The following is a 25848-nucleotide window of genomic DNA, read 5'->3' on the forward strand; positions in this document are numbered from 1 at the left end:
TTCACAAGGAGAATGTAACACGATGAAGGTTATCACTTTTAAACGTAAATGGTTACTTGCTGCCGGTGTCGCCGCTGCCATGGCAACGGCGCCAGCCTGGGCGGCCAAGGATGCGGTTATCGCTGTCGCATCGAACTTCACTACGCTGGATCCTTACGACGCCAATGACTCGTTGTCCCAAACCGTCGCCAAATCGTTCTATCAGGGGTTATTTGGTTTCGACAAGGATATGAAACTGGTCAATGTGCTGGCGGAAAGTTATACCACCAGTCCGGATGGTCTGGTTTATACCATCAAGCTGCATCCGGGCGTGAAGTTCCACGATGGGACGGATTTTAATGCCGAAGCGGTGAAGGTGAACCTGGATCGCGCCAGTAACCCGGAGAACCGACTGAAGCGCTATAACCTGTTCAAGATGATCGATAAAACGGAAGTGGTCGACGGGCAAACGGTAAAAATCACGCTGAAAACGCCGTTCTCCGCGTTTATCAATAACCTGGCGCATCCGGCGGCGGTGATGATTTCGCCTGCGGCGTTAAACCAATACGGTAAAGAGATCGGTTTCCATCCCGTCGGTACCGGTCCGTACCGCTTTGTGGTCTGGAATCAGACCGACTACGTCAAGGTTGAGAAATTCGCCGGTTACTGGAAGTCGGGCCAGCCTAAACTGGATAGCATAACCTGGCGGCCGGTCGTGGATAACAATACCCGCGCGGCGCTGCTGCAAACCGGTGAAGCGCACTTTGCGTATCCTATCCCTTTTGAGCAGGCCAAAGTGCTGGAGAAAAACGATCGGCTGGAGCTGGTCGCGTCGCCGTCTATTTTGCATCGCTATATCAGCCTCAACGTGACGCAGAAGCCGTTTGATAATCTCAAAGTACGTCAGGCGCTTAATTACGCCATCAACAAAGACGCGCTGATTAAAGTGGCGTTTTCCGGCTATGCAACCCCGGCGGAAGGGCCGCTGCCGCCCAGCATCGATTACGCGGTGAAGTACCAGCCGTGGCCTTACGATCCGGCTAAAGCCCGTGAACTGCTGAAAGAAGCCGGTTATCCGAATGGCTTTACCACCACGCTCTGGTCGTCGCATAACCACAGCACGGCGCAAAAAGTGTTGCAGTTTACCCAGCAACAGCTGGCGCAGGTCGGCGTCAAGGTTCAGGTTACCGCGATGGACGCCGGGCAGCGCGCCGCCGAGGTAGAAGGGAAGGGCGTGAAAGAGACCGGCGTGCGGATGTTCTATACCGGTTGGTCGGCCTCAACCGGGGAAGCGGATTGGGCGCTGTCGCCGCTGTTTGCGACGTCATCCTGGCCGCCGGCGCTGTTCAACACGGCGTTTTACAGTAATCAACAGGTCGATGCCGATCTGGCCGGCGCGTTAAAAACCACCGATCGGGCGGAAAAACAGAAACTGTATAAAGATGCGCAGGATAAAATCTGGGCAGATGCGCCCTGGATTTTCCTGGCGACCGAAAATCTGGTGTCAGCGAACAGCAAGAATCTGACCGGGTTTTATGTCATGCCGGATACCGCCTTCAGTTTTGATGATGCGGATCTAAAAGAATAAATCAGCCGGCAGTGACCCGGGGCGGTAGCCGCTATCGCCCCGAATTTTTGCTAAATTCCACTCACAGGAGAGCAAGTCGCATGTACGTGGAAACTTATCCATGTTGAATTATTTTATTAAACGGTTACTGGGGCTGATCCCCACCTTATTGATTGTCATGGTGCTGGTTTTCCTTTTTGTCCACCTGTTGCCGGGCGATCCGGCGCGTTTGGTCGCCGGGCGGGAAGCCGATGCCGCGGTGATCGAACTGGTTCGTCAGGATTTGGGGCTGGACAAACCGCTACCGCAGCAGTTCTGGCATTTTTTCACCAATGTGCTTCAGGGCGACCTGGGCAAATCGATGGTTTCCAAAAGACCGGTGACGGAAGAGATCGCCACCCGCTTTATGCCGACGCTGTGGCTGACCGTCAGCAGTATGGCGTGGTCGGTGATTTTCGGTATGACGATCGGCGTGGTCTCCGCGGTGTGGCGTAATGGCTGGCCTGACAGAATCGGCATGACGCTAGCGGTTTCCGGCATTTCCTTTCCGGCATTTGCCCTCGGCATGCTGTTGATGCAGGTGTTTTCCGTGGAGTTGGGCTGGTTGCCCACCGTCGGCGCGGATACCTGGCGGCACTACATTCTTCCCTCTATTACGTTGGGAGCCGCGGTCGCCGCGGTGATGGCCCGTTTTACCCGCGCGTCTTTCGTAGAGGTGATGCAGGAAGATTACATGCGTACCGCGCGTGCCAAAGGCGTGCGGGAATCGCTGGTGGTGGTGAAGCATGGTTTACGCAATGCGCTGATCCCGGTTATCACCATGATGGGGCTACAGTTTGGTTTTTTGCTCGGCGGATCGATCGTGGTCGAGAAAGTCTTTAACTGGCCGGGACTGGGGCGGTTATTGGTCGATTCGGTGGAGATGCGTGATTATCCGGTGATTCAGGCGGAAGTCCTGCTGTTTTCCCTGGAGTTCATTCTTATCAATTTGTTGGTCGATATGCTGTATGCCGCGATTAACCCTGCGATTCGTTATAAATAAAGGATGGTGAATGAAAAACTGGCGACGTAAAGCAGTGTTGTCGGCTATGCCGGTGATTAAGGAAGATCAAATTCGCACGCCGTGGCATGAGTTCTGGCGGCGTTTCCGTCATCAACATGTGGCGATGCTGGCCGGTATATTTGTGCTGCTGCTGATTATTATTGCCCTGTTTGCGCCGTATCTGGTTCCCTTTGATGCGGAAAATTACTTTGATTATGACCGCTTGAACGAAGGGCCGTCCCTGATGCACTGGCTTGGCGTGGACTCGTTGGGGCGGGATATTTTCAGCCGCATTTTGCTGGGCGCGCGGATTTCGCTGGCCGCGGGCATCCTCTCCGTGTCAATCGGCATGTTGATCGGCACGGCGCTTGGCCTGTTGGCCGGATATTATGAAGGATGGTGGGATCGGGTGATTATGCGCATCTGCGATGTGTTATTCGCGTTTCCCGGCATTCTGCTGGCGATTGCCGTGGTGGCGATCATGGGCAGCGGCATGGCGAATGTGATTGTCGCGGTGGCTATTTTCAGCGTTCCCGCGTTTGCCCGTCTGGTGAGGGGGAATACGCTGGTATTGAAGCAGCAGACCTATATTGAGTCGGCCCGCAGTATCGGCGCCTCCGACTGGACGATTATCTGCCGGCATATTCTCCCCGGGACCGTGTCCTCTATCGTGGTCTACTTCTCCATGCGTATCGGCATGTCGATCATCACGGCGGCCAGTCTCTCGTTTCTGGGACTCGGCGCGCAGCCGCCGACGCCGGAGTGGGGCGCAATGCTCAATGAGGCCCGTTCCGACATGGTGATTGCGCCGCACGTGGCGATCTTCCCCAGCCTGGCCATTTTCCTGACGGTGCTGGCGTTCAATCTGCTGGGGGATGGGTTGCGCGATGCGCTGGATCCGAAGCTGAAAGGCTAGCCGGTTGAGCAAACGATGCGAATAAAAAGCGAGGTTGATGATAAGGCGTTAACCGATAAACCATAAAGCCATTTTGTCAGCGGTTTGAAGCGCGGCCTGAGCCGCGCTATTCTGTGGAGAGAAAAATCAGAACGAGGTGCGTTTGTAGCTACGGTACTGCGGTTGCCAGAAGTTGTGCTCGATGGCTTTTGCCAGCGCATCGGCGGAGGTCACCATGGCTACCCCCTGTAACTGGGCCGCTTTACCGACTTCCAGCGCGATGCGTTTCGATACGTTCTGGATATCCTCGATATCCGGTAGTAACGCGCCTTCGCCATCGTTCGCCAGCGGCGAGCAATCTGCCAGTGAGCGGCTGGCCGCCATCAGCATACCGTCGGTAATGCGGGTTGCGCCCGATGCCAGCACGCCGAGACCGATGCCCGGGAAGATAAAGGAGTTATTGCACTGGGCAATGGGGTAAACCTTATCCTGATAGTTAACCGGCGCGAACGGACTACCGGTGGCGACGAGCGCGGCGCCGTCCGTCCAGCGGATGATGTCTTCCGGGCGGGCTTCCACGCGAGACGTCGGGTTAGACAGCGGCATGACGATAGGACGCGCGCAGTGCTTGTGCATCTCACGGATGATCTCTTCCGTAAACAGACCCGGCTGGCCGGAAACGCCGATCATGATGGTTGGTTTGGCGTTGCTGACCACTTCCAGCAGCGAGATCGCGTCGCTGGTGACGTCCCAGTGAGCCAGTTGCTCGCTTTTCTGCACCAGCTTGCTTTGGAAGTCGAGCAGGTTCGGCAGCTTATCGGTCAACAGACCGAAACGGTCAACCATAAATACGCGGGCGCGGGCTTCGTCTTCACTCAGACCTTCCGATTTCATCTGCGCGACGATTTGTTCCGCGATACCGCATCCGGCAGAGCCGGCGCCGAGGAAGACCACGGTCTGGTCGCGTAGCTGGCTGCCGGCAGCGCGGCTGGCGGCAATCAGGCTGCCCAGCGTGACGGCGGCGGTTCCCTGAATATCGTCGTTAAAGCTACAGATCTCGTTACGGTAGCGGTTCAGCAACGGGGTGGCGTTTTTCTGGGCGAAATCTTCAAACTGCAACAGCACATTCGGCCAGCGGCGTTTCACCGCCTGAATGAATTCATCCACAAATTCATAATATTCGTCATCGGTGATGCGCGGATGACGCCAGCCCATATACAGCGGATCGTTCAGGCGTTGCGGGTTGTTGGTGCCGACATCCAGCACGACGGGCAGCGTATAGGCCGGGCTGATGCCTCCGCAGGCGGTATATAGCGACAGTTTGCCAATGGGAATACCCATACCGCCGATGCCCTGATCGCCCAGGCCCAGAATACGTTCGCCGTCGGTGACCACGATGACTTTGACGTTCTGTTTGGTGGCATTCTGCAGCATATCGTCGATATTGGCGCGGTTGGGGTAAGCGATAAACAGGCCGCGAGCCCGGCGGTAAATATCGGAGAAATGCTCACAGGCTTCGCCCACGGTCGGCGTGTAGATGATGGGCATTAATTCGCTGAGGTGTTCGTCCAGCAACCGGTAGAAAAGCGTTTCGTTGGTGTCTTGTATATTGCGCACATAGACGTGCTTTTCGATATCGTTTTTGAATTCCTGACATTGACGCCAGGCGCGTTCCGCCTGTTCTTCAATTGTTTCGACCGCTTCCGGCAATAAACCATGAAGATTAAAGTTGGCGCGTTCTTCTTCTGTAAATGCGCTGCCTTTATTCAGTAGGGGAAATTCAAGAAGTATTGGACCAGCATAAGGGATGTAGAGGGGACGCTTGCTTTCATATTCTAATTCCATGACTTTTTTACTCTTTTGGTGACGGAAACGAATTTAGGTGATAATGCGAAATTATTGCAGTCCCGATCTTAAATTACCCGTAAGATATGTACAGATAATGTTAATTAAAATAGTTACATATGACTTGCATCAAAAAATATAAAAAGCTGTAACGATTCAACAGCTTTTAATTAACGTCTTTCTTAATGCGATTATTAATCGACGAAATGTAATGTGACATTTTTACAGCCTAGCTCAGTTAATATGGCTTTGGACATCGTCCATTGGCTTATAACGGCGTTACGGCGTTCGACAACGGCAGCGCGGCGTATTTCCGTGTGTTTTGCGCCAGCCAGATTCATCAGATTAAGCGCGGCCTGCAACGGGGGAAGGCTGGGATTGAATGCCGCATTTTCGGCGTAACGACCGCTATAGATAGCGCCGTCGGCCGTTTCCAATGCGACGCCGCTTATGGCCTGACTGTATGGCGCGTGGCTGCGGTTGGCGGCATCCAATGCGGCAAGGGTTAAAGGGTCATTATCCGGCAGCGTATAGGCGTGGTTGATTTCATCCATTAGCAGCGAGCTGACGTTCAGATCGACCGGGCCAAACGAGTCAGGAAGATAATGGCTGAGCAGCGTAGGTTGACGCCCCGGTAATTGAATACGCAAAGAAGACGCGGCGTTCAGTTCATTCATAAACTGCCGGCAGTGGCCGCAAGGCGTGTAGTTCACCGTTATCGAACGCAGCCCCCGCTCATTGCGCAGCCAGGCGTGGGTGATGGCGCTTTGTTCGGCATGTACCGTCTGTTGCAATTGCATCCCGCTGAATTCCATATTGGCGCCGAAATAAAAATTGCCGCTCACCCCCTGAACTACCGCGCCCACGTGGAAATGAGAAATGGGCGTCAGCGCGCAGGCGGCTGCCAGCGGTAACAGCGCAAAAGCCAGCTCATTGCTATCTAACCGGGCGGCATCGCTCAACATTTTCACCTCGCCGGCGGTCAGCATGGCGGTAAAATCCTGCCCGTCCAGAATGGGTTTAAGGGCGGATTGCAAACGGGTCGGCAACTGTTGAAAGGCGTCATTGAATCGTAGATGCATGGCGGTTTATCTCCTTGAACCAATACAGGGCACCATAATAGGAAGGCGATAGCGAATAATATAGTGATGTATATCTCGTTATTTATGAAATGATTGAAACAAATATTATCGATATGAGGTTTAGATCACATATTAGCGGAAGGTTACCGCGATTGGCGCGGGATGACGGAACGGTCTTCAAGGTTAAAGGGCCAAGCCCCTTAACCCATGTGGAAAGCCGGACGGTTATTTAAAAAACGCCAGCAGGATAGGAAAAATGAAGGGGGCGAGCAGCGAGGTAATAATCCCGCAGATGACCAGCGCCAGTGAGCTGAATGCCCCTTCCTGAAAATCGACCTCGGCGCAGCGTGCGGTGCCCAAGGCGTGTGAGGCGGTACCCATCGACAGACCGCGCGCCGCTTTGGTTTTAATGCCGACGCGATCGAACAGGCTATGGCCGGTTACGGCGCCCACGATACCCACGAAAATCACACAGACCGCGCTGATGGCGGGAATGCCGCCGATCGAACTGGCTACCGCCATGGCGATCGGCGTCGTCACGGATTTCGGCAGCACGGAGGCGGCGATTTCCGTCGATGCGCCCAGCCATAGGGCGACCAGCGTCCCGGAGATGATGGCGGCGACGCTGCCGATAAAGCAGACGCTGATGATGGATTTCCAGCGCGCCCGAATCTGGTGAAGCTGCTCATACAGCGGGAAGGCCAGGGCGACGACGGCGGGTTGGAGCAGATTGTTGAGCACTTCGCTGCCCTTAAAGTAGTGCTCATAAGGAATATGCAATAGCAGCAGCAAAGGGATGATAATGGCCATCGAAACCAGTAACGGGTTCAGCAACGATATTTTTGTCCACGCCGCCAGCTTACGGGCGGCAAAAAAGACCAACAGCGTCAGTGGCAATGACCACCATATGTAGGCGAGCATTATTCTTTATCCTTGGGTAATAACTCTTTTTCGCCAGCGATAGCATGTTCTTTCTGCATAAGCTGCGTACTGAAACCGACGACGATCATTGCAAAGAAGGTGCTGACCAGACAGGAGATGACAATCGGGCCGAACTGTTGGCTGAGCAGATCGTAATAGTTCATGACGCCCACTCCGATCGGCACGAACAGCATCGCCATATGGCGAATAAACATATGGCAGCCGGGCCTGACCCAGTCTGACGGCAGGATCTGTGAAGCGAGAAGCGCGAATAAAACCAGCATGCCAATGATGCTGCCGGGAATAACAATCGGGAGTAGCGCGGATATCGCATTGCCTGCCAATAGGCAGAGATAAATCAACGCGAAGGCACGTAAATACTGCCAGCAAAGAGTGATCGCATTACGCATGGGAAAGTCCTGATTAACTGATGGGATAATCATAACGCTAATATAATTAGTGTGCCACCGATCACAACTTCTCCGTCTCCATTAATGGGATCGCCGCATTAATCAGGGGATATTTTGTTCATTGGTTAAATAGATCTCGCTCGGATACCGCCTCGGCGATTGCATCGGTAAGCCGGCGCAACTGCTCCGGTTGAATAATAAACGGCGGCATAAGATAAATGAGTTTACCGAATGGACGGATCCATACGCCGCGCTCAACGAAAAAGTGTTGTAGCCGCGCCATATTAACCGGGCGGCGTGTTTCCACTACGCCAATTGCGCCCAGCACGCGCACATCCGCCACCGCGGGGGCATCGGATAAGGGCGTCAGCGCCTGGCGCAACTGTTGCTCGATAGCCGTGACCTGCTGCGGCCAGCGGTTCTCCGCCAGCAGCGCCAGGCTGGCGTTGGCCGCCGCACAGGCCAGCGGATTGCCCATAAAGGTCGGGCCATGCATAAAGCAGCCCGCCGCGCCGTTACTGATGGTCTCCGCCACCTGCCGGGTGGCGAGCGTGGCGGAGAGCGTCAGGTAGCCGCCGGTCAGCGCTTTCCCCAGGCACATAATATCCGGCGCGATCCCCGCATGTTCACAGGCGAACAGCTTGCCGGTCCGGCCAAATCCGGTGGCGATCTCATCGGCGATCAGCAGAAGGTTGTATTGGTCGCAGAGTTCCCGTACCTGTTGCAGGTAACGCGGATGATAAAAGCGCATGCCGCCCGCGCCTTGTACGATAGGCTCCAGCACGATCGCCGCCACCTGCTGCGCGTGTTCGGCCAACTGAGCGCGCAGCGGGGCGATATCCTCTTCGCGCCAGACACCGTCAAACCGGCACTGCGGCGCGTCGACGAACAGATGTTGGGGCAGATAGCCCTGATACAGGCTGTGCATCGAGTTTTGCGGATCGCAGACCGACATCGCGCCGAAGGTATCGCCGTGATAGCCGTGGCGCAGCGTCAGAAAACGCTGACGATTTTGTCCGCGCGCCTGCCAGAACTGCAACGCCATTTTTAGCGCCACCTCGACGGCTACGGAGCCGGAATCCGCCAGAAACACGCATTCCAGCGCCTCGGGCGTGATCTCCACCAGTTGCCGGCAAAGCGCCACCGCCTGCGGGTGGGTGATACCGCCGAACATCACATGCGACATCTGCGTCATCTGCTGCTGCAGCGCCTGATTGATGGCCGGATGGTTATAACCGTGGATCGCCGCCCACCAGGAAGACATGCCGTCTATTAGACGGCGTCCATCATCAAGCTGGAGCTCGGCGCCCTCGGCGGCGACAACCGGATAGCAGGGCAACGGCCGGGTCATTGATGTGTAGGGATGCCAGATATGGCGTTGGTCAAAGGCGAGATCGGCAGGGGTCATCATCATCTTACGTAAACTAAAATAGCACTGAGTTGGTTGACAGTATAAAGGGTTAATTTAAACTGACGAAGTGTTTTTATTTTGGAGATGCCAACATGGCAGACCGCATTCACTGGACGCTTGAGCAAGCGCAGAATCTCTTTGATAAGCCCTTTCTGGAACTGATGTTTGAAGCCCAGCAGATCCACCGCCGGCATTTTGATCCCCGGCAGGTGCAGGTGAGTACGCTGCTGTCGATTAAAACCGGAGCCTGCCCGGAAGACTGTAAATATTGTCCGCAAAGCTCCCGCTACCACACGGGAATTGAAACCGAACGGCTGATGCAGGTGGAGCAGGTTCTGGCCTCCGCCCGTCAGGCGAAAGCCGCGGGCTCGACCCGTTTCTGTATGGGTGCCGCCTGGAAGAATCCGCATGAGCGCGACATGCCGTATCTGGAAAAGATGGTGCAGGGCGTAAAAGAGCTGGGGATGGAAACCTGTATGACGCTGGGAACGCTGAACGGCGATCAGGCGGAGCGTCTGGCTTCTGCCGGTCTGGACTTTTACAACCATAATTTGGATACCTCGCCCGAGTTCTACGGCAACATTATCACCACCCGCAGCTATCAGGAGCGGCTGGATACGCTGGATAAAGTGCGCAACGCCGGTATCAAAGTGTGTTCCGGCGGCATTGTCGGTTTGGGGGAAACGGTACGCGACCGCGCGGGGCTGCTGGTGCAGTTGGCTAATTTGCCCAAACCGCCGGAAAGCGTGCCGATCAATATGCTGGTTAAGGTAAAGGGGACGCCGCTGGCCGATAATGAGGATGTCGATCCATTTGATTTCATTCGCACCATTGCCGTTGCCCGCATCATGATGCCGACGTCGTACGTGCGCCTGTCCGCCGGACGCGAGCAGATGAACGAACAGACGCAGGCGATGTGTTTTATGGCCGGCGCCAACTCCATATTCTATGGCTGCAAGCTACTCACTACGCCCAATCCCAAAGAGGATAAAGATTTGGCGCTGTTCCGCAAGCTGGGGCTGAATCCGCAGCAGACCGAGATCGAATACGGGGATAATCAGCAACAGCAGCGGCTGACGCAGCAGTTGACCACCCACGCCGATACGGACCAGTTTTACAATGCAGCCGTATAAAACAGTGCCGCCGTATAAAACAATGCAGCCGGATAAAACAGTGCCGCCGTATAAGGGACATCGCCGCTGCAAGGCGGACAAAAAAGGGCGGACGAACCCATGAGTTGGCAGCAGCGTATTGCGTTGGCGTTGGAAAAGCGCCGTCAGGATGACGCCTATCGGACGCGGCAAGCGAATCAGGGAGGGAATAGCCGCTGGTTGGAACTGGACGGACAGCGCTACGTCAACTTTTCCAGCAATGACTATCTGGGCTTGAGCCGTCACCCTGACATTATCCAGGCCTGGCGGCAGGGGGCCGAGCGCTATGGCGTCGGCAGCGGCGGTTCCGGCCATGTCACCGGCTATACCGAAGCCCACGCGCGGCTGGAACAGCAACTGGCCGACTGGCTGGGGTATCCGCGCGCGCTGTTGTTCATTTCCGGTTATGCGGCGAATCAGGCGGTGGTGGCGGCGTTGACGCAGACGGGGGACCGTATTCTGGCCGACAGGCTGAGTCATGCCTCGTTGCTGGAGGCCGCCGCGCACTCGCCGGCGACCTTGCGGCGTTTTACCCACAATGATGAAGAATCGCTGCGGCAATTGTTGGCAAAGCCGGTCGCGGGGCAAACGCTGGCGGTAACCGAAGGGGTATTCAGCATGGATGGCGATACTGCGCCGCTGGCGCAACTGCATGCGCGGTGTCGTGAACATGGCGCATGGCTAATGGTGGATGATGCGCACGGCATTGGCGTACTGGGAGATGAAGGCCGCGGGAGTTGCCGGCAGCAGGGCGTGGCCCCCGAACTCTTGATCGTCACCTTCGGCAAGGCCTTTGGCGTCAGCGGCGCCGCCGTGTTATGCGCGGATCCGCTGGCGGAATATCTGCTGCAATTTGCCCGCCATTTAATTTACAGCACCGCCATGCCCGCCGCGCAGGCCTGCGCATTGAGCGCGTCGCTGGCGTGTATTCGGCGGGGCGAGGCGTTGCGCGAGCGGTTACGGCGCAATATTGCTCTGTTCCGCGCCGGTTGCGATGCTTCCTCTTTCCAACTGATGAACTCCCAGTGCGCCATTCAGCCGCTGGTGGTCGGCGATAATGCCCGCGCATTGGCGTTGATGGCGCGTATCCGGGAGCAGGGATTGTGGGTCAGCGCGATGCGTCCTCCTACGGTTCCTCCGGGCAGCGCCCGTCTGAGAATTACGCTGACGGCGGCGCACCAGCCGGAAGATATCGAACGACTGTTAACGGTGCTGCGCCATGCTGTCTGAAGCGCACGATAAACAGGCTATTGCCCGGGCCTTTGGCCGAGCGGCCAACAGCTATGACCGCTTCGCCGCGCTGCAACGCGCCAGCGGCGAGCGCTTACTCAAGATGGTCGCGGCGCACAGCGGCTCGCAGGTGCTGGATGCCGGCTGTGGCACCGGGTATTTCAGCCGCAGCTGGCAGCAGATGGGTAAAACGGTAACGGCGCTGGATCTGTCCGCCGAGATGCTGGCTCACGCCGCTGAACAGCGCTCCGCCACGCGCTATGTGCTGGGCGACATCGAAAATCTGCCGCTGGCGGATAGCAGTGTGGACATCAGCTACAGTAATTTGGCGGTGCAGTGGTGCGATGATTTACCCGCCGCGTTGGCCGAACTTTACCGGGTTACCCGTCCGGGCGGGGCGATCGCCTTCTCCACGCTGGCGGAAGGTTCGCTGATCGAGCTGGATCAGGCCTGGAGATGTTTGGACGGCACCCGCCGGGTCAACCGGTTTTTGCCCGTGTCCGTCATCGACGCCGCCTGCCGACCCTATCGCTATCAACGCCATCAGGAGTGTGTCACCTGCTGTTTTCCTGATGTGCCGGCCTTACTCAAATCGCTGAAAGGTATCGGCGCCACCTGGTTGCATCAGGGGCGTACGCCCGGTTTGCTCAGCCGCCAGCGCCTTGAGGCGCTCGCCACGGCATACCCATCGCGGCGGGATGGCTATCCGCTCAGTTATCAACTGGTTTATGGAGTAATTTATCGTGACTAGACGCTGGTTTGTGACGGGTACCGATACGGAGGTCGGCAAAACGGTGGCCAGCAGCGCGTTGCTGCAAGCGGCTAATCAGGCGGGATATCGCACCGCCGGGTACAAGCCGGTGGCCTCCGGCTGCGATATCACGCCGGACGGGATACGTAACGGCGATGCGTTGTCGCTGCAGGCTAACAGCAGCGTGCCTCTCGACTATCAGTCGGTCAATCCGGTGGCGTTTGTTGAGCCGACGTCGCCGCATATCGTCAGCGCCGCGCAACAACGGCCGATTAAACTGGCCGAGCTTTCCGCCGGACTACGCGCGTTGGAAGCGCGGGCCGACTGGCTGCTGGTGGAAGGGGCCGGAGGGTGGCTGACGCCGCTGTCGGAGCGGGAAACTTTTGCTGACTGGGTGGCGCAAGAGCGGTTGCCGGTGATTCTGGTTGTCGGCGTAAAACTTGGCTGCATTAACCACGCCTTGCTGACCGCCAGCGCCGTCAGACAGGCCGGGCTGACGCTCGGCGGCTGGATTGCCAACGATATTTCGCCGCCGGGAAAACGGCATCGGGAGTACCTGCTCAGTTTGCAGCAGCGGTTGCCCGCGCCGATGCTGGGGGAAATTCCGCATCTGGCGAACCCCCTGGCGCGGAATTTGGCGCAGTATGTCGATCTGACGCTGCTGGCGTAACCTAAACATCCATTTCAGTCATCTAAATTAAACAGAGGATAGCGATAATAGTAAGTTTTTATCACTATCCCTCTACTGATAATTCGCCTCGTATTTATCATCGTTCGATAGAAAAAAACATCTTGAAATTCGCACTTTAGCTCTTGACAACCTTGAGTCTGCGCTTTTCCGTTCATTCCCGCCTTTACCGTTTTTAGCCTAATATTTATCAGATAAATTGCAGAAAAAAGGTGAAGAAAATCGATATCGCCACCGCCGTTATATGACGGTTGTGTTTCGGCAACTCAGGGCGGATGCGGGGTTGTGGGAGTTATCCACTATTTCTGTGGATAACCGTGTGCATTAGAGATAGAAAAGCCATGCCAGGCGAGATTTGGCGCGGGTTCCCGCCAGGTTGACGTTATTCTCTGCTTTTTCATTAATTCTTTTTTTATCATCGCGTTATTTAAAATCAAGTCCCTTTACCGTCGATAGCGCGCAGTTGCATAAATTAACAGCGGCGGCCACGCCGACACTTTAAACGCAATCACGAATCTGGGGATAAATAGCCATATTTTCACTGGTGAATTGATACTTGATGTGCTAGCAAATCCGTTCGTCGATTAATCATGCTTTCAGACAATAATTTCCTTGATGCTGTTTTTATATCCAGTATCATAAAGGTGGCAAAGTTCACGATTGATTTTCATAATAGCTGAGTGTCAATGACGGCCGTCCGGTTCCACTCATTTGCCATCCGTCCACCCATCCACGAGAAACGTATTCGACTATGAGTAAAGTATTCAAACTGAATTCCGAATTTAAACCGGCGGGCGATCAGCCGGAAGCCATTCGTCGTTTAAAGGAAGGATTAGAGGATGGATTGGCGCATCAGACGCTGCTGGGCGTTACCGGATCGGGTAAAACCTTTACCATCGCCAACGTGATTGCCGATCTGAATCGCCCCACCATGGTGCTGGCGCCCAATAAAACGCTGGCCGCCCAGCTTTACGGCGAAATGAAAGGGTTTTTCCCGGATAACGCGGTGGAATACTTCGTCTCTTATTATGACTACTATCAGCCCGAAGCCTATGTGCCGAGTTCCGATACCTTCATAGAGAAGGATGCGTCGGTTAACGAACATATTGAACAGATGCGGCTCTCGGCGACCAAAGCCATGCTGGAACGGCGTGATGTGGTGGTGGTCGCCTCGGTTTCCGCCATTTATGGTTTGGGCGATCCCGATCTGTATCTGAAGATGATGCTGCATCTGACGCAGGGAATGCTTATCGACCAGCGTGCGATTTTGCGGCGGCTGGCGGAACTGCAATATACCCGCAACGATCAGGCGTTTCAGCGCGGGACTTTCCGCGTACGCGGCGAAGTGATTGATATTTTCCCCGCCGAGTCTGACGACATCGCGCTGCGTGTCGAGCTGTTTGATGAAGAGGTGGAACGCCTGTCGCTGTTCGATCCGTTGACCGGGCAAATTATGCATACCGTGCCGCGCTATACCATCTATCCTAAAACGCACTATGTGACGCCGCGCGAACGTATTTTGCAGGCGATGGAGGATATCAAGATTGAACTGGCCGACCGCCGCAAGGTGCTGCTGGCGAACGATAAGCTGGTGGAAGAGCAGCGACTGAGCCAGCGGACGCAGTTTGATCTGGAAATGATGAACGAGCTTGGTTATTGCTCGGGCATCGAAAACTATTCCCGCTATCTGTCCGGGCGCGGTCCCGGCGAGCCGCCGCCGACCCTGTTTGACTATCTGCCGGCCGACGGGTTGTTGGTGGTCGACGAATCGCACGTCACCATTCCGCAGATTGGCGGTATGTACCGCGGCGACCGGGCGCGCAAAGAAACGCTGGTGGAGTACGGCTTCCGCCTGCCGTCAGCGCTGGATAACCGGCCGATGAAGTTTGAAGAGTTCGAGGCGCTGGCGCCGCAGACCATTTATGTGTCGGCGACGCCGGGCAACTATGAACTGGAGAAATCCGGCGGTGACGTGATCGATCAGGTCGTTCGACCCACCGGCCTGCTGGATCCGGTCCTGGAAGTCAGGCCGGTGGCCACCCAGGTGGACGATCTGCTGTCGGAGATCCGTTTGCGCGCCGCCGTGAATGAACGGGTGCTGGTGACGACGCTGACCAAACGCATGGCGGAGGATTTGACGGAGTATCTGGAAGAGCACGGCGCGCGGGTACGCTACCTGCACTCTGATATCGACACGGTGGAGCGTGTTGAGATTATCCGCGATCTGCGGCTTGGCGAATTCGATGTGCTGGTGGGCATCAACCTGCTGCGCGAAGGTCTGGATATGCCGGAAGTCTCGCTGGTGGCGATTCTGGACGCCGATAAAGAAGGTTTTCTGCGTTCCGAACGTTCGCTGATTCAGACCATCGGGCGTGCGGCGCGTAACCTGAATGGTAAAGCCATTCTGTACGGCGACAGAATTACGCCGTCCATGGAACGGGCGATTAGCGAAACGGAACGCCGCCGTGAGAAACAGCAGGCATACAACCTTGAGCACGGCATTGTGCCGCAGGGGTTGAATAAGAAAATCGCCGATATTCTGCAATTGGGCCAGCCGACCCACAAAGGCAAAGGCCGGGGCAAGAAAGCCGCCGAATCCGACGCGGGCTATCAGTTAATGACGCCGAAAGCGCTGGAACAGAAGATTCGCGAACTGGAAAGCAAAATGATGATGCACGCGCAGAATCTGGAGTTTGAAGAAGCCGCCGAATTGCGCGATCGGGTACAGGCCTTACGGGCGCAATTTATCGCCGCGTCCTGACGTCCTGAGGAATGCGGCGGGATGATGACAAACCGCTTTTAAGCGCCTTGCGCCGGGTGAATGCCGCCGTACCGCATAGCAATAGCGGCATTCCGGCGCATAAGCGCCTTATATATTAGGCGTGATCTATATCAATTTATCCCCGATTTATTAATTGGGTTATATTGGTCTGGCGCATTGATTAAATATATCTTGCAAATATTGTTTGCCAGATAAACGCTAAAACTATTTCCGCTAATCATCAATAAAAATTATCCGTTAAATATGTCTAATGATTTTTATTAAATCCCTGCTGATATTTATATAATACGTCGGGTGAAAGCATTGTTGTGTAATATTTATCATATTACTCGATCTTATTCATACCGAATGGGTACTCAGATATGTTCGTCATACTTCACGTTGCATGTACGTTGGCTGCATTACTCGGTCCTTCCCTTGCCGCGTGACTCAGCCTGTGGCTTCGCCCCTTCGGGGCCAGCGCAAGCGGCGTTCAAAACGCCATGCGTTTTGTCCTGCAACTCGAATTATTTAGAGGATATATAACGCTAACTAGATAAAAATATATTAATTCTGTGACGATGATAACAATTAATGGCAAGGATGAAATAAATTCAAATAATAATTGAAAGAAATCATGAATAGAGAGATTTTTTTCTCCAGTTTAATTTTCAAAGCGTATACCTAATCATCATATATTGAGATTTGGGATCGTTTAATTTCTATATTACCGTGATAATAACATGAGGGAAATATCATGACGCTTGAGAAAAAAATAACCCGACGCGAGGCCATAACGGGAGGGATAGCCACCGCCGGAGTCGGCGCGCTTTCACTGATGGGCGCGGCGGGCATCGCACATGCGGCGCAGCCCGCTGGCGTAGCGACGGCCGCACAGTCGGCGGGCGGCGAAGCTGAATTCGACACCGTTATCCTCGGCGCCGGTTGCGCGGGCATGGTTTGCGCCATCCATGCCGCGGAGTTGGGCTTAAAACCGATTCTGGTCGAAAAGATGTCGCGGCCGGCAGGGAATTCCCTATACGCAGGCGGAATTTTTCTGGGATTGAGTACCCGGTTTCAAAAAGAACAGGGCGTCAATGCCGAGGATAGCGAGCAGCTTTTTTATGACGACATGATCAAAATGTCGCAGGGCAAAGGCGACCCGGTATTAACGCGCTACTTTGTCCAGCACTGCAATTCCGCTCTGGAATGGCTTTCCGACGTCGTTGGTATCAAGTGGGCGAAAATAGAAACCGAAGCCTATCCGGCGCGAGGACGCAGCCATGTGGTCGACGGTCCCTCGAAACCGGGCGGCTCGCAGTTGGTGATACAACTTTTTGAGCAGCTAAAAACCAGGGGCATTCCCGTATTAACCAATACCAAGGCGCTGGAACTGCTTACGGATAACCAGTTTGCCGTCACGGGCGTTAAGGTTGTCGACAATGAAGGTATTAAATACCTTAAGGGCAAATACGGGGTGGTGATCGCCACCGGCGGTTTCCACGCCGCGGAAGATCTGGTCACCACCTATATGGGCGGATGGGCGGCGCAGATGCCGATCCGGGGATCGCGAATCATTACCGGGGAAAACCTGAATCTGACGCGGCCGCTATACGCCAAAATGGTCAATATTGACCAGTTCCACGCCGGGCCGATTTACGGTAGCGCCAATCCTTCCATTCTGGTGAACTATGGCCCGCTGGTGACGAAAGAGGGTAAGCGCTATATCGACGAAGTGAATACCTATGTCCGCGTCGCCAAGGAAACCGCCCGGCAGATAAAAGAAAATCTGGCCTTTATTATTATTGATGATGCGTCCAGAGAATCCTCCTCGACGGTGAAAGAGCGCTTTGCCCGGTACGAAAGAAACAAGGCGCCGGTGTATCAGTCCGATACCATTGAGGGTCTGGCTAAGGCGGCCGGTATCGATCCCCAGGCATTGGTTGCCACCATCAAAGGGTACAATGACGCCATCAGTAATCAGCGCACCGGCGAACTGAATCCGCCGCTGACGCTGGAGAACCCGCGGCGCATCGACAAAGCGCCTTTTTATGCCTTTCCATTCCAGGGCGGCATGACGGCCACGTTCGGCGGACCGCTGGTGAATGTAAAAACCGAAGTGTTGAATGGCGAAAGAAAAACTATCCGCGGGCTGTATGCCATCGGCAACTCCATCGGCGGACTGTTTTACGATGACTATATCGTGGGCGCGCAGCTTACCGCCGCCACCATCTTTGGCATCACCTGCGCCGAGGAATTGAATAAAAAACGTCAGGCCGGGGTGAAAGCGGCATAATCTCCGCCATCTTGCTCTGAGCATAAGAAACGGGCGGCGGCTGGCGCTTTATTGTCGCTCGTTATCGATAATTGACCGGGTACAGTGTGAAATGGACGCTGCCGGAGCGAAGCGGTAAATTAATTGCGTAGCGTAACCGGCAGAATGCTGTTGGTTACGCTACGCTAACTCGCGTTGTGTGTGCGAATTTTGTCGCCGCATACTGATGGATTTCATGATGTTAAAATACAAGGAGGCCTCATTATGAACATCGCTATACCCGGCGTAGACGTGTTGTTTGTCGCGGGTTTCGGCCCCATAGCCAAATCGCTGTCGGACAGCTATGCGCTTTACGTCGACACGCTACGTCTGCCATTGAAGCCGCTGGAGGGCAACAGCGACTATCTGGTGACCGATAAGCTGGAAGGCGTAAAACACTTTTCGCTATGGCCGCTGGAACAGGCCAGCCAATCCTGTTTCGGTCAGGATCGGTGGCCGTCAGATCTGCCGGTGCCGCAAAGTTGGCTGGAGTTTGACGTCGCCGACGTGGCCGGGGCAACGCAGGCAATCAAACAGCAGGGCTACCGGCTACTGGTTGATAACCGGCTGGAACCCTGGGGACAGCAGGTAACCCGGTTTCTCAGCCCCGAGGGCATACTGATTGGCGTAACTTATACGCCCTGGCTGCGTGAGTCCGACTGATCATCACCATCTTAAGACGATGTGCCGCGCTAGGTCGTCAATCCTTACTCTGCTCTCTGTCTGAACCCGTCAGCCCGGACCGTTGTATACGCCGGGCGGCTTCCGCCATCAGCGTTTTGCGATCGATTTTGTTGGTGCCGGCCAGCGGAAAGCGGTCAACCAGCCAGATATGGCGCGGATGCAGATAGGCGGCGCCGTGCTGTAGCGTGAATGCTTTGAGCGCTTCGCCGTCGATCTGTCGGCCGGCGCGCAATATCACCCAGGCCACCGGTTTGCAGCCTTTAATCTCGTCGGCCACCGGCACCACGCAGGCCTGCTGTACCGCCGGATGGCGCTCCAGTAGCTGTTCGACTTCGCTCGGATAGATATTTTCCCCCCCGCAGACGAACATATCATCATGTCGGCCAATAAAGGTGAAGAACCCGTCTTTGTCCTGACGGAAGACATCGCCGGTAATGTAATAGCCGTCCGCGGTAAAAGGGGCGGGGATGTCCGGCCGTTGATGATAGCCGAGCATCAGCGCCGGGCTTTTCATCTCCAGCACGCCGTAATTGGACAGTTGTCCGTCTTCGGCGCGCAGCCGCAGTTGAACCTGGGGATGTGGATAGCCGGTCGCCAGCGGCGGCAGCGGCAATCCTTGCGGGTGCGGGCCGAAAACCACCGGGCCGCCTTCGGTGGTGCCGTAGGCATTGATAATGCGCGCCTGCGGCAATAACTGACGGATTTGGTTTATCAGGCTGGCGCTCACCGGCGCCGATCCCATGCGCACCACGCGCACGCAGGATAAATCGCTTTGCGCCAGCAAGGTCTTCTCCCGCAGTATCATGGCGATCATCGGCGGTACGGCCGTCAGCCAGCTACAGCGATAGTCGTGAATGGCGCGCAGGTAGGCCGCTGCGCTGAACTGCGGCAATATGACGGTGGTAACGCGGCTAGCCAATGACAGCAGGATCAGCGCCAGCGCGTTCATATGATAAAACGGGGCGGCAATGAGTACCCGCTCATCATGCAGTTCACGCGCGGCCAGCCGGGTTCGCACCACCCACAGGTGGCTGTCGTGGCTTAGCTTGACCCCTTTGGGGAGCCCGCTGGAGCCGGAAGTATACAGCAGCAACGCGATATCATCCGGCCGGGCCTGCCACGGCGTCAGCGCGCCCTCATCGTAAAACGCGGCCAGGCTGTCGTCGCTGAAGCTGATGCGCGGCAGCGGACTGGCGATCCGCGCCAACTGTTCGCCGTCGCCGAATAGAAAGATCGCGCCGCTGTCTTGCAAAATGTGTTCAATGGCGTCGGCCGGCAGTTTGATATTGATCGGTACCGCCACCAGCCCGGCACGCATGATCCCCAGCAGCGCGGCGATATATTCCGCCGAGTTGAGCGCCAGAATGGCGACTTTGCCGCCGGAAAGAAAACCACGCGCCAGCAGGGCGCGGCCAATGGCATCGGCCTGACGATTGAGTTGCGCGTAGCTAAGCGTCTGCGCCGGACCGTCGTCGCGCGGGGCAATGAGCGCGACCTGCTCGCTGTCGCTGAATTCACTAAACAGAACGCCAAGATTGTGATTGTTCATGGCAGAAACTCAAACAGGCAATTAAACGCGGGCAGCGCCACCAGCAGCCGCTCAGGTTGTTCATTAAGCGGTAGTCCCAGGGCGTGAGCCTGTCTGGCGATCTGCTCACGATTGCCGCCGTGAAAACGCAACGCGGCAAACTGACTCTCACGCGCCGGATCCGGCGTAAGCAGACGCTGATAGCGCTTGGCGTAGTCGTCATGGTTGAGAAAAGCCAGTTCAAAGCCCGCCTGCAGCGTCCCCAGCGCCTGATAATGCCGGGCCAGCGGCGCAGGATCGTCGGTGACGACGGTGAGTCGGCCGATGTGCGTCACGCCATTGGGATGGTGTCGCCATTCATCGCGCCAGACCAGTTCAGCGGTGTGATGCTGACAGAAATAGACCCGGCCTGCGCTGAAGGTGCCTGCCGCCAGATGGGCGGTGCTAAAACGCGCCTGCCGTTGCTGTCCGTCGATATCCACCGGGCGGGAGAACGAGCGTACCGGCTGAGCGGTAAAACCGGCCTGGCGGATGGCCGCCACGCTGGCTTCAATATCCTGGCTGGCGAACACCATCCCGTCGAGCCCGGCCGGGCCTGCCAGCAGTTCCTGACGCTGTACCGGCTCGCCGGGCGGCAGCCCGAGGATTTCCAGATAGTGGCCGGCAAACATAACGAGATGATTGATGGACCCCATTGAGTGATACCCGCGCGGCGTCAGGATGAAGCCCAACTGACGCAGTATCGCCGCCGCTTGGTCGGTTGCAAATTGCGCATTAAGCACCAGATGGTCGAGAGATAAACGCATCGTCCGCTCCTCAGGCCGCGGGGGTGGCATAAAGACCGCGCCCGCTGGCAACCAGCCGTCCTTCGCCGTCATATAGCTCGGCTTCGGCGCAGGATACCTGTTTGCCGGTTTTGATCACCCGTCCGCGGGCGGTGAGATCGCCCCGGGCCGGACGGTGATAGTCCACATGCAAATTCAGCGTCGGCACACCCCGACCGGTAAAGAAGACCAGCGCCCAGTCCGCCGTCAGATCGATAAGCGCGGCGAGGATCCCGCCATGCGTGTATCCTCCGGCGGAATTGACCACCCACTCTTCACGCCAGCGCGCGGTTAATTCGATTTCCCCCTTGCCCAGGGCGGTCACTTCCAGACCGAGCCACTGGTGATAGGGACCCTGCAATAGACGCGCCTGAACATCGGCGGCGCTCAACGGTATGGATTCTGTCATTTGCGTTACCCTCAATTGTTATATTGCCACTAAGGCGTGACGATGATTTTGCCCAGCACTTCCCGATCGCGGATCAGCCGGAGTCCCTCGCTGGCCTGTTCCAGCGGCAGGATCCGATCGATCAGCGGTTCGATTTCGCCCTGCGCCACCATATCCAGCAGGGCGCTCAGGTTATCGGCATAGAAGCTGTTGGAACCCTTGATCGTCAGCTCGAAACTCCAGACATAACGCAGGTCTTCCTGCGGGTCGTAACCGGCGGTCGCGCCGCACACCAAGAGAAGACCGCCGCGCTTCAGGCAGCGTAATGAAGGGCGCCAGGTATCGCCGCCGGTGAAGTTGATCACCACGTCCACGCCGCCTTCATTGCTACGGCGCTGCGGTTTGCCGTAGGTGGCGATGGCCCATTTGGAGAAGTCGGTTTCCCGGTAGTTGACCACATGGTCCGCCCCCAGCGCGCGCAGCGCTTCGGCTTTTGGCGTGCTGCCGGCGCAGGCGATGACTTCGGCGCCCAGCCGCTTGGCCAGCACCACACAGGCGCTGCCGACGCCGCCGCTGGCGCCGAGGATCAGTACGCGGTCGCCCGCTTTGATGGTGTTGTGGGTAATCAGCATGCGGTGCGCGGTGCCATAGGCGACCGGCAACGCCGCCGCTTGGGCAAAGCTGACGTTGTCCGGCAGCGCAATCAACTGAGCGGCGTCCGCCAGCGCATATTCGGCCATGCCGCCATCGACCATCTCGCCCATCAGCCCCACGGACGGCTTCAGCGGATTGACCAGTACGCGATCGCCAATCCGCCAGCCTTCGACGTCGTCGCCGATGGCGCTGATGGCGCCCGCCAAATCCAGGCCGGGCACCACCGGCAGCGGCACGCTAATGCCCGGCATCCCGCGTACGGTAAACACGTCGTGATAGTTAAATGATGACGCGCCCACGCGGATCACCACATGCCCTGGCTGCGGCGTCGGCCTCGGATGGTTGTCGATCACCTGTAGCCGATCGAGGTCGCCATGCTGCGTGACTACCAATGCTTTCATGGTATTGCTATTGCTCACGTGATTTCTCCTGCTGGTATGGGTTATTGGGCCAGGGGTTGAATGGATTTCGCCTGTTGATAGGGACCGGTGACGAATAGGTCATCGCTCAGTTGGCCGGTGATCGCACCGCTTTCGACGAATACCTTGTGCTGCAATTTCAGCGTATCGATATCCGCCGGTTCAAACGACACCCGGTTCATGCTCTCCCAACGGCTGACATAGACTTCAGCGTCTTTCTGCGGCAGGTTGGCCTTTTGCTGTAGAATTTTGACTACTTCATCCGGGTGCGCCTGTCCCCAGCTCAGCGTGTCGCGCAGCGAGGCAATCACGCGGGCGACGGTATCAGGCTGCTTGTCGATCAGGTCGCTGCGTACGGCGCCGATGCCGATGTAAGGAACGGCGTCGCTGTGGGTGAGTTTGCGCCACTCATCGGCAAAGCTGCCCAGCGGTTTAACGTGCAGCTCATCCAACTGCGCGATGGTCACCGAGCGCAGGGCCGCGGCATCGACCTGCTTTTGCGACAGGAATTGCGCCAGCCGCGATTCGTTGCCGCCGACCAGCGAGAAATCCGCCGGTTTGATATCGTAGTTGCCGGCCAGTATGGCGCCAGCAATCACCGCCACGGACGAGCCTGCCGGAGACATGCCGATCTTTTTGCCTTTCAACTGGGAGAGTTGCGTAACGGGCGAATCGGCCGGCGCCACGAACTGCACGTCGGCTGGCTGGGTGGCGGCAAAGATTTTCACCGGCACGCCCTCGGCCGCGGTGCTGAGGATCCCCGCCAACGGGGCGCCGAACGCCAGATCGATGGAGCCGGAGGCCAGCGCTTTTACCGGCGCATTGACGTCCGGGAAGTGAATAAATTCGGCATCGATGCCGTGACGAGCCAGGAAATCGGTGCTTTCCAGCACCGCGCCATAGCCGAGACTGACGCCGCTGGTCCAGTAACCGATACGTACTTTTTCCGCCGCGGCGATATTTTGGGCAAACAGCGTCCCGGCGACCAGCAAGGCCGCAGTAATGATGTTCTTCATCGCATTATTCCTGTGTGAGTTTTTTCCAGCGGAACAAACGGCGTTCCAGGGGTTTCAGAATGCCGCCCTCAAGCAGCAACATGAGCGTGACCAACAACACCGTCCAGGCAAATACCTGATCGGTTTGCACCAGATCGCCGGCCTGACGCAGGCGATAACCGATGCCATTCGACGCCCCCAGCGTTTCGGCCACCAGCGATACGCGCCAGCCGAAGCCGAAGGCCAACCGGGCGCCGGAGAAGAAGTAGGGCAGAATGGTCGGCAGATAGATCTTCATCAGCGTTTGCCAGCGGTTCATGCGGAAACTGCGCGCCAGTTCGACGTACTGAGATTCCACGGTTTGCGCCCCTTGCCAGACATTGGTCAGGATCAGCGGCATGGCGGTCATGAACACCACGAATACCGTCGTGGCGTTGGAAATGCCAAACCAGATGATGGCGAAAATGGCCCAGATGGCTGACGACACGCTATTAAATACCGCCAGCAACGGTTCGAAGAAACGGGCCAGACGGCGGCTGGCGCCCAGCGCCAGTCCCAGCGGCGTGCCGATCAGGGTGGCGAAGGCAAAGCCCATCACCACGCGCGACAGGGTAACGCCGATGTCATTCAGCAACGTGCCGTTGCGCCACAGCAGTTGCAGCGCCAGCCAGGTTTTTTCCGGACCGGGCAGGATAAATGACGGCATCCGCAGCGCGGCCAGCCACCATATCAGCAAAAACAGCGCCAGCAGGATCAGACGCTGCGCGACCAGCGAGGACAGAGAACGAGTACGCGACATATCAAATCTCCAGACGCAGCAGGCGAATTTGCTCGCTGACCACCTGGCTGGTGGGCAAACGCGGGCGCGGCAGATCAATCGTCTGAATGTGATGAATATGTCCGGGGTGGGGTTTAAATATCACCACCCGGTCGGCCAGTACCACCGCCTCTTCCACATCGTGGGTCACCAGCACGATCGACATGCCGGTCAGACGCTGAATGCGCAGAATTTCGTCATGCATCGAGCCGCGCGTTTGCGGATCGAGTTTAGAAAAGGGCTCGTCCATCAGCAGGATTTCCGGCTCGGTAACCAGACTGCGCGCCAGCGCCACCCGGCTACGCATGCCGCCAGATAACTGATACGGCCAGTAGCGGATAAAATCGGCCAGGCCGACCAGTTGCAGCGCATCCGTTACCCGTCGGCGCCGCTCGGCCTGGCTGAGACGCAGATTCTCCAGACCGAAATTCACATTCTGCTGTACGGTGCGCCAGGGCAGCAGGCGATCCTCCTGAAACAGATAACCGATGCGCTGCCAGTTGCGGAAATGCGCGGCGTCTTCGCCTTGAATGGTCAGCGAGCCGCTATCTGCGCTCAGCAGACCGGACAGAATATTCAGCAGCGTGCTTTTGCCGCAGCCGGAGGGGCCAAGCAACGCCAGGATCTCGCCCTGATGCAGGGTTAAATCAATGCCGCTCAGCACCTGCAACGCGCCGAACGCTTTGCTGATGCCTTTGGCCTGTATCAGCGGTGTGGTCGGCGCCAGCGTCAGCGGCGATGTGGCTTGTAACAGCGCGCTCATAGTTGCAGCCTCCGTTCCAGAATCGGCAGCACGGCGCCGTCCCGGCTCAGGGTGGCGTAGACCTTTTCCAGCGTCATCGCCTGGAAGGTTTCGATATGGCGGCGGGCGATCAACTCAACCCGTTTGCTGTCACCCTGACTAAAGGCTTCAATCATGGCGTTATGGTCGTGTTTGATTTCCGGTTTGGTTTTCTGCACGTTGAATCCCAGCGCCACCAAACGCGACATCTCATCCATCAGGGTCGATAACGTGCGGATCAAATGGTTGTTGCCGGAGGCTTGCGCGATGGCCAGATGAAAACGCTTATTGGCATTCATAAAGGTATCGATCTGCTTTGAAAGCGGAGCCTGGATCTCTTCGCGGCAAGCGGCTTCCAGCCGGCGCAGTAAATCAATATCGATGCGGCCCACCGCCAGGCGGGCCGCCAGTGGTTCAAGCTGGGCGCGGATGGTGAAAATCTCTTCCACGTCCTGTACGGAGATAGGCGCTATCTTATATCCCTTGCGCGGACGCGACTGGATGAGGTTCTCATGACACAGACGCGCCAACGCCACGCGGCAACTGCTTTTACCAATGGCGTAACGCTCCATCAGCATCTGTTCGGTGACCATAGCGCCGGGCAACAACCGGCAGCACAAAACATCGTGACGAATACGCAGCCAGGCGGAGTCGCCCTGTGACAATGCGCTATTTTTTTCTGATGAAAGCGTAACCATCTGAGGATCCTTA

23 protein-coding genes are annotated in these 25848 nt (G+C 56.6%); 10 read left to right on the forward strand and 13 right to left on the reverse strand.

The window, feature by feature from the left end; all coding sequences use genetic code 11:
• Positions 1 to 22: 22 nt before the first annotated feature.
• The 3 genes from gsiB to gsiD all read left to right on the forward strand — a co-directional run bounded on the left by gsiB (position 23) and on the right by gsiD (position 3504).
• Entirely contained in the window at positions 23 to 1567 is a 1545-nt protein-coding gene (gene gsiB, locus ACN28R_RS04440; RefSeq protein WP_048638394.1) for a glutathione ABC transporter substrate-binding protein GsiB, read from the forward strand.
• 100 nt (positions 1568 to 1667) lie between these two features.
• A complete protein-coding gene (gene gsiC / locus ACN28R_RS04445; protein WP_095833710.1) occupies positions 1668 to 2588 on the forward strand; it encodes a glutathione ABC transporter permease GsiC in 921 nt (306 codons plus the stop codon).
• 10 nt (positions 2589 to 2598) lie between these two features.
• Positions 2599 to 3504: a glutathione ABC transporter permease GsiD gene (gene gsiD, locus ACN28R_RS04450; protein WP_095833711.1), complete on the forward strand. Its 906-nt coding sequence runs from the start codon at positions 2599 to 2601 to the stop codon at positions 3502 to 3504.
• Positions 3505 to 3630: 126 nt separating this feature from the next.
• Here the strand turns inward: gsiD and ACN28R_RS04455 are convergent, their stop codons facing one another.
• The 5 genes from ACN28R_RS04455 to bioA form a co-directional block, all read right to left on the reverse strand.
• Positions 3631 to 5328: an NAD-dependent malic enzyme gene (locus tag ACN28R_RS04455; protein ID WP_048638399.1), complete on the reverse strand. Its 1698-nt coding sequence runs from the start codon at positions 5326 to 5328 to the stop codon at positions 3631 to 3633.
• Positions 5329 to 5522: 194 nt separating this feature from the next.
• On the reverse strand, positions 5523 to 6410 hold the full coding sequence (gene cdd, locus ACN28R_RS04460) for a cytidine deaminase (RefSeq protein WP_095833712.1): 888 nt from the start codon (positions 6408 to 6410) through the stop codon (positions 5523 to 5525).
• 225 nt (positions 6411 to 6635) lie between these two features.
• Entirely contained in the window at positions 6636 to 7331 is a 696-nt protein-coding gene (locus ACN28R_RS04465) for a CidB/LrgB family autolysis modulator (protein ID WP_048638401.1), read from the reverse strand.
• The gene (locus ACN28R_RS04470) at positions 7331 to 7741 is read right to left on the reverse strand and encodes a CidA/LrgA family protein (RefSeq protein ID WP_048638402.1); all 411 of its coding nucleotides are present in this window, start codon (positions 7739 to 7741) and stop codon (positions 7331 to 7333) included. The genes ACN28R_RS04465 and ACN28R_RS04470 overlap by 1 nt, the downstream gene beginning before the upstream one ends.
• Positions 7742 to 7859: 118 nt before the next feature.
• Positions 7860 to 9149, reverse strand: coding sequence for an adenosylmethionine--8-amino-7-oxononanoate transaminase (gene bioA, locus ACN28R_RS04475; RefSeq protein WP_095833713.1), 1290 nt, complete (start codon positions 9147 to 9149; stop codon positions 7860 to 7862).
• Between the two features lie 95 nt (positions 9150 to 9244).
• On the opposite strand from bioA, the gene bioB reads away from it, so the two are divergent.
• The 7 genes from bioB to ACN28R_RS04510 all read left to right on the forward strand — a co-directional run bounded on the left by bioB (position 9245) and on the right by ACN28R_RS04510 (position 18710).
• Positions 9245 to 10285 (forward strand): biotin synthase BioB, encoded by a 1041-nt coding sequence (bioB, locus tag ACN28R_RS04480; protein WP_095833714.1) that lies wholly within the window; start codon positions 9245 to 9247, stop codon positions 10283 to 10285.
• A gap of 99 nt (positions 10286 to 10384) precedes the next feature.
• A complete protein-coding gene (bioF, locus tag ACN28R_RS04485; protein ID WP_095833715.1) occupies positions 10385 to 11533 on the forward strand; it encodes an 8-amino-7-oxononanoate synthase in 1149 nt (382 codons plus the stop codon).
• Entirely contained in the window at positions 11523 to 12284 is a 762-nt protein-coding gene (bioC, locus tag ACN28R_RS04490; protein WP_095833716.1) for a malonyl-ACP O-methyltransferase BioC, read from the forward strand. Before bioF ends, bioC begins: the two co-directional genes overlap by 11 nt.
• Entirely contained in the window at positions 12277 to 12954 is a 678-nt protein-coding gene (gene bioD / locus ACN28R_RS04495) for a dethiobiotin synthase (protein ID WP_095833717.1), read from the forward strand. Before bioC ends, bioD begins: the two co-directional genes overlap by 8 nt.
• A gap of 769 nt (positions 12955 to 13723) precedes the next feature.
• Positions 13724 to 15733: an excinuclease ABC subunit UvrB gene (gene uvrB, locus ACN28R_RS04500; RefSeq protein ID WP_095833718.1), complete on the forward strand. Its 2010-nt coding sequence runs from the start codon at positions 13724 to 13726 to the stop codon at positions 15731 to 15733.
• Between the two features lie 757 nt (positions 15734 to 16490).
• Positions 16491 to 18029 (forward strand): FAD-dependent oxidoreductase, encoded by a 1539-nt coding sequence (locus ACN28R_RS04505; protein WP_095833719.1) that lies wholly within the window; start codon positions 16491 to 16493, stop codon positions 18027 to 18029.
• 243 nt (positions 18030 to 18272) lie between these two features.
• Entirely contained in the window at positions 18273 to 18710 is a 438-nt protein-coding gene (locus ACN28R_RS04510) for a VOC family protein (protein WP_095833720.1), read from the forward strand.
• Between the two features lie 37 nt (positions 18711 to 18747).
• Here ACN28R_RS04510 and ACN28R_RS04515 read toward each other — a convergent pair whose 3' ends face one another.
• From ACN28R_RS04515 to ACN28R_RS04550, 8 genes are read right to left on the reverse strand one after another with little or no spacing between them, the layout of a single operon-like run.
• Positions 18748 to 20280: a class I adenylate-forming enzyme family protein gene (locus tag ACN28R_RS04515; protein ID WP_095833721.1), complete on the reverse strand. Its 1533-nt coding sequence runs from the start codon at positions 20278 to 20280 to the stop codon at positions 18748 to 18750.
• Positions 20277 to 21065, reverse strand: coding sequence for a VOC family protein (locus tag ACN28R_RS04520; RefSeq protein WP_048638409.1), 789 nt, complete (start codon positions 21063 to 21065; stop codon positions 20277 to 20279). Before ACN28R_RS04520 ends, ACN28R_RS04515 begins: the two co-directional genes overlap by 4 nt.
• A gap of 10 nt (positions 21066 to 21075) precedes the next feature.
• On the reverse strand, positions 21076 to 21492 hold the full coding sequence (locus ACN28R_RS04525) for a PaaI family thioesterase (RefSeq protein WP_095833722.1): 417 nt from the start codon (positions 21490 to 21492) through the stop codon (positions 21076 to 21078).
• A gap of 29 nt (positions 21493 to 21521) precedes the next feature.
• The gene (locus tag ACN28R_RS04530) at positions 21522 to 22544 is read right to left on the reverse strand and encodes a quinone oxidoreductase family protein (RefSeq protein WP_236840183.1); all 1023 of its coding nucleotides are present in this window, start codon (positions 22542 to 22544) and stop codon (positions 21522 to 21524) included.
• 23 nt (positions 22545 to 22567) lie between these two features.
• Complete coding sequence (locus ACN28R_RS04535; protein ID WP_095833723.1) at positions 22568 to 23560, reverse strand: ABC transporter substrate-binding protein; 993 nt, start codon at positions 23558 to 23560, stop codon at positions 22568 to 22570.
• A 4-nt stretch (positions 23561 to 23564) separates the two neighbouring features.
• Entirely contained in the window at positions 23565 to 24338 is a 774-nt protein-coding gene (locus ACN28R_RS04540; RefSeq protein ID WP_095833724.1) for an ABC transporter permease, read from the reverse strand.
• A 1-nt stretch (position 24339) separates the two neighbouring features.
• Positions 24340 to 25119, reverse strand: a complete 780-nt coding sequence (locus tag ACN28R_RS04545; RefSeq protein ID WP_095833725.1) for an ABC transporter ATP-binding protein — start codon at positions 25117 to 25119, stop codon at positions 24340 to 24342.
• Positions 25116 to 25835, reverse strand: coding sequence for a GntR family transcriptional regulator (locus ACN28R_RS04550; RefSeq protein WP_048638414.1), 720 nt, complete (start codon positions 25833 to 25835; stop codon positions 25116 to 25118). The genes ACN28R_RS04545 and ACN28R_RS04550 overlap by 4 nt, the downstream gene beginning before the upstream one ends.
• Positions 25836 to 25848 lie beyond the last annotated feature (13 nt).

Source organism: Brenneria goodwinii, from assembly GCF_002291445.1.
GTDB classification, from domain to species: domain Bacteria; phylum Pseudomonadota; class Gammaproteobacteria; order Enterobacterales; family Enterobacteriaceae; genus Brenneria; species Brenneria goodwinii.